General features: G+C 34.6%; 5 protein-coding genes. 1 reads left to right on the forward strand and 4 read right to left on the reverse strand.

What is annotated here, in order from left to right; all coding sequences use genetic code 11:
- Positions 1-584: KamA family radical SAM protein (locus SLH51_RS24315; RefSeq protein WP_335964173.1), on the reverse strand; the 584-nt coding region annotated here is incomplete at its 3' end.
- A gap of 353 nt (positions 585-937) precedes the next feature.
- Here SLH51_RS24315 and SLH51_RS24620 point away from each other — a divergent pair.
- The gene (locus SLH51_RS24620) at positions 938-1,138 is read left to right on the forward strand and encodes a hypothetical protein (RefSeq protein WP_390183776.1); all 201 of its coding nucleotides are present in this window, start codon (positions 938-940) and stop codon (positions 1,136-1,138) included.
- Positions 1,139-1,443: 305 nt separating this feature from the next.
- On the opposite strand, the gene SLH51_RS24325 is transcribed toward SLH51_RS24620, so the two are convergent.
- From SLH51_RS24325 to SLH51_RS24335, 3 genes are read right to left on the reverse strand one after another with little or no spacing between them, the layout of a single operon-like run.
- Positions 1,444-1,572: a hypothetical protein gene (locus SLH51_RS24325; protein ID WP_335964174.1), complete on the reverse strand. Its 129-nt coding sequence runs from the start codon at positions 1,570-1,572 to the stop codon at positions 1,444-1,446.
- Entirely contained in the window at positions 1,559-1,993 is a 435-nt protein-coding gene (locus SLH51_RS24330) for a hypothetical protein (protein WP_335964175.1), read from the reverse strand. Before SLH51_RS24330 ends, SLH51_RS24325 begins: the two co-directional genes overlap by 14 nt.
- A complete protein-coding gene (locus SLH51_RS24335; protein ID WP_335964176.1) occupies positions 1,965-2,573 on the reverse strand; it encodes a DUF4062 domain-containing protein in 609 nt (202 codons plus the stop codon). The genes SLH51_RS24330 and SLH51_RS24335 overlap by 29 nt, the downstream gene beginning before the upstream one ends.
- Positions 2,574-2,916 lie beyond the last annotated feature (343 nt).

Here is a 2,916-nt window from a genome sequence, read left to right on the forward strand (position 1 = left end):
TTTAATATATATTCAAGAATCTTGTCATTAATTAATAAACCGTCACCACCAGATAGAAGTACATCCCGTACTTTTGGAGTGTTACGTATATATTCAATGGCATCATCTAATTGCTTCTTCGGAACACCCATTCCAATCTGCCCTGAAAAACGGCGACGAGTACAGTAACGACAATACATCGAACATTGATTCGTCACGAGAAATAAGACTCGATCTGGATAACGATGAGTTAAACCAGGCACTGGTGAATCCTCATCTTCTTCTAATGGATCTTCTAAGTCATATTTTGTTTTGTTAATTTCTTCCCCGATCGGAACAGACTGCATCCGAATTGGGCATCTTGCATCATCCGGATTCATAAGTGATGCATAATATGGCGTTATATTTAACGGAATCGTTTTAGTAGAAATTTTCACTCCTTCTTCTTCCTCTGGAGTTAAATTAATCACCTTTCGTAAATCATCAAGGGTTCGAATCGTATTAGTTAATTGCCAAATCCAATCATTCCATTGCTCGTTTGTAACGTCCTTCCAAAGCTCGATATCTTTCCAATGACGGGTAGGTTGATACAAATCCATCTGCATGTGAAGACCTCCTAATAATCTGCTTATTCAATTCAAAGCAAGGACCATGCCAACTTTGAGGTAGACTGAGAAACTAACAAAAACACATCTATCTCTATATAAATAAGCAAGAGTAGGCACATTGGTTAAAACAAATTCACTTAGATTTTATATTAAAAATAAAAAACTGCCGATTTTCTGGCAGTTCTTAGATAAGTTTCTTTCTATTCACTTTTAAGCTGGTGCTGAATACCTGGCAACTAGACAAAAAATCGGCAGCTAAGTTTAGCTTTTTCTAGACATTTAATCTCTTGTGTATACTTTGTTATTTCATAATAGAAATACCCGTCAAGATATTGCCAGTGAATATGAATATGGATTCTTTTATTTCAACTTCTGGTTGGTTCAAAGAGAAAGACAATCGAAGGCCCGAAGAGCAAGACTTGATTGAGTTAAGAAAAAGAAATAAACAGCCAGAAATGGAAGCGGATATTATAAAGCAAACCGCGCTGATAAAATGTGCTTCGCATTCATCTAAGGATTCTTCAACTGATTTGTATCCTATTTCAAAATAGCCTGTTTCTAACAAAGGACGATCAACTTCTTCATTTGCATTTATTATTCCACCATTAAAACAGCAAAGACTAAGTAAAAGAATGAAAAACACACCATACTGACCTACCTTTAATCGTTTTCTGACTGGTAGGTTATCCTAAGAATTTAGAAACATTAATCATTCAAAATGTGGTCAAAAATCCTTATGTATCATGGCTCTCATTTAACCTCTCTTACAAAAAAGTGAATGAAAAAAAGACTGCCTTGGCAGCCTTCCCTTATTTATGCTTAAAACTTCTACTTTCATTTACTTTTCTAACTCTACCTAACACTTTTCGACTTGACCTTTGAATACGCGACATTCGCTCATCGTTGCGTCGTTCACTTGTGTCTCTAGGGCTGTGGCTACTAGGATATCATCATCATTTTCATAACGCTCATTATGCCTTGTCATTTTTTAGCCCTCCTAATAATTTAATTGTAAAATCACGATAGAATAAATTTTTTTCTCCGTTATGATAGGTTTCAATAACATATGAGCTCTTATTCGTTAAATCATATGAATGATTATTATGATCAAATAAACCCTCACCCTCAATAAGTCTCAACTGATTTTCTACTTTTCGGTAAAGAGTCAACGCTTTGCAATTTCCATAATTTTCAATTTTGTGTTCCATATATGTATCTTCATGCTTTAAAATTGGATGCCCCACCATATGATATTTAAGTAACGCAAGGAATCTTCTCCCATTTGTTATCTCACCGTCTCTTACTAAATCAATTAAATCAAATTTAACTTGTTTTAATCCCCACAACTCATCAGAGGCTTTAGCGTTTGTAATAAGGTCACTTTCGATAGCTAAATATTGCGTCACTCAAATACTCTTTAATTGTTTGTAGCGGTGATCGCGCTAAAGTAATGGATTCTAAATAAAACCCTTTTTTGTAAACGTCATACAAAAAAGCCCAAATATAGTCATCTATACTAGGAAGTTCCTCTTTGATTTTTCGATCTAAATCCTGTTCAATTACACTTCTAACAATGTCAAGGTAGACATCGGGCTCTTTACCATGAGTTTGTATAAACTCATATACCCTATTGCTAATATGGCTCCTAAATTCATTAAAAAATGCATTTTTTATTTGTTGTTCAACAAATACTAGGATCTGTTTATCTGTTTGAAAGGCCTTTTCAAATTCTAAATGCGTTACCGTTCGCTTTTCTTCCGCTAAATACGTACCCTTTTTATCTGAAATAATGAGCAAGTAAATATCGCTTTCTTTTACTTTTTCTAAACATTTTTGTATAGCATCTCTTCCCCAAGGACCAAAATTATCTTCGAACCTTAACGGGTTATGCCCGATATCATTTAATACGTCAAATAAATCTTGCCTTATAGCTTCTAAAGAACCTTGGCTAGCAGAACTCAAAAATATTTTTGTCTTATTTGCCATTAAAGACCCTTTAAACTATATTTTTAATTACGTACAATTTAATAATCATTTCAACTCAGACAGTGTTTCTCCAGTCAAAATTTCAAACAAGAGGCTTGAATTTTCTTTTGTTAGTAGTGTGTACCCTTTATTCCTACTAACAATTTCTAATTTATCATTTTTAGGACTTATCCAAACTTCGTGGAGACCTGCTTCTTCTGGACTTAAATTTCGAAACCTAAATTTATAATGTGGAGGTTCAGCCATTTCAACTTCAGCGTTTTCCCAGTCGAGTAGAAGGGAACCTCTCTACCTCTCGGTAGATTGTGTTCCTCCCCCCTCACAGAACCGTGCTTGCGCTATT

It is taken from the genome of Halalkalibacter kiskunsagensis, from assembly GCF_037027555.1.
In the GTDB taxonomy this organism is placed as follows: Bacteria; Bacillota; Bacilli; order Bacillales; family Bacillaceae_D; genus Halalkalibacter; species Halalkalibacter kiskunsagensis.

What these genes read in the sequence shown, in the direction of transcription:
- SLH51_RS24325 (WP_335964174.1), bottom strand. Translation starts at nt 1,572, where the DNA reads ATGACAAGGCATAATGAGCGTTATGAAAATGATGATGATATCCTAGTA.
- SLH51_RS24335 (WP_335964176.1), bottom strand. Translation starts at nt 2,573, where the DNA reads ATGGCAAATAAGACAAAAATATTTTTGAGTTCTGCTAGCCAAGGTTCT.
- SLH51_RS24620 (WP_390183776.1), top strand. Translation starts at nt 938, where the DNA reads ATGGATTCTTTTATTTCAACTTCTGGTTGGTTCAAAGAGAAAGACAAT.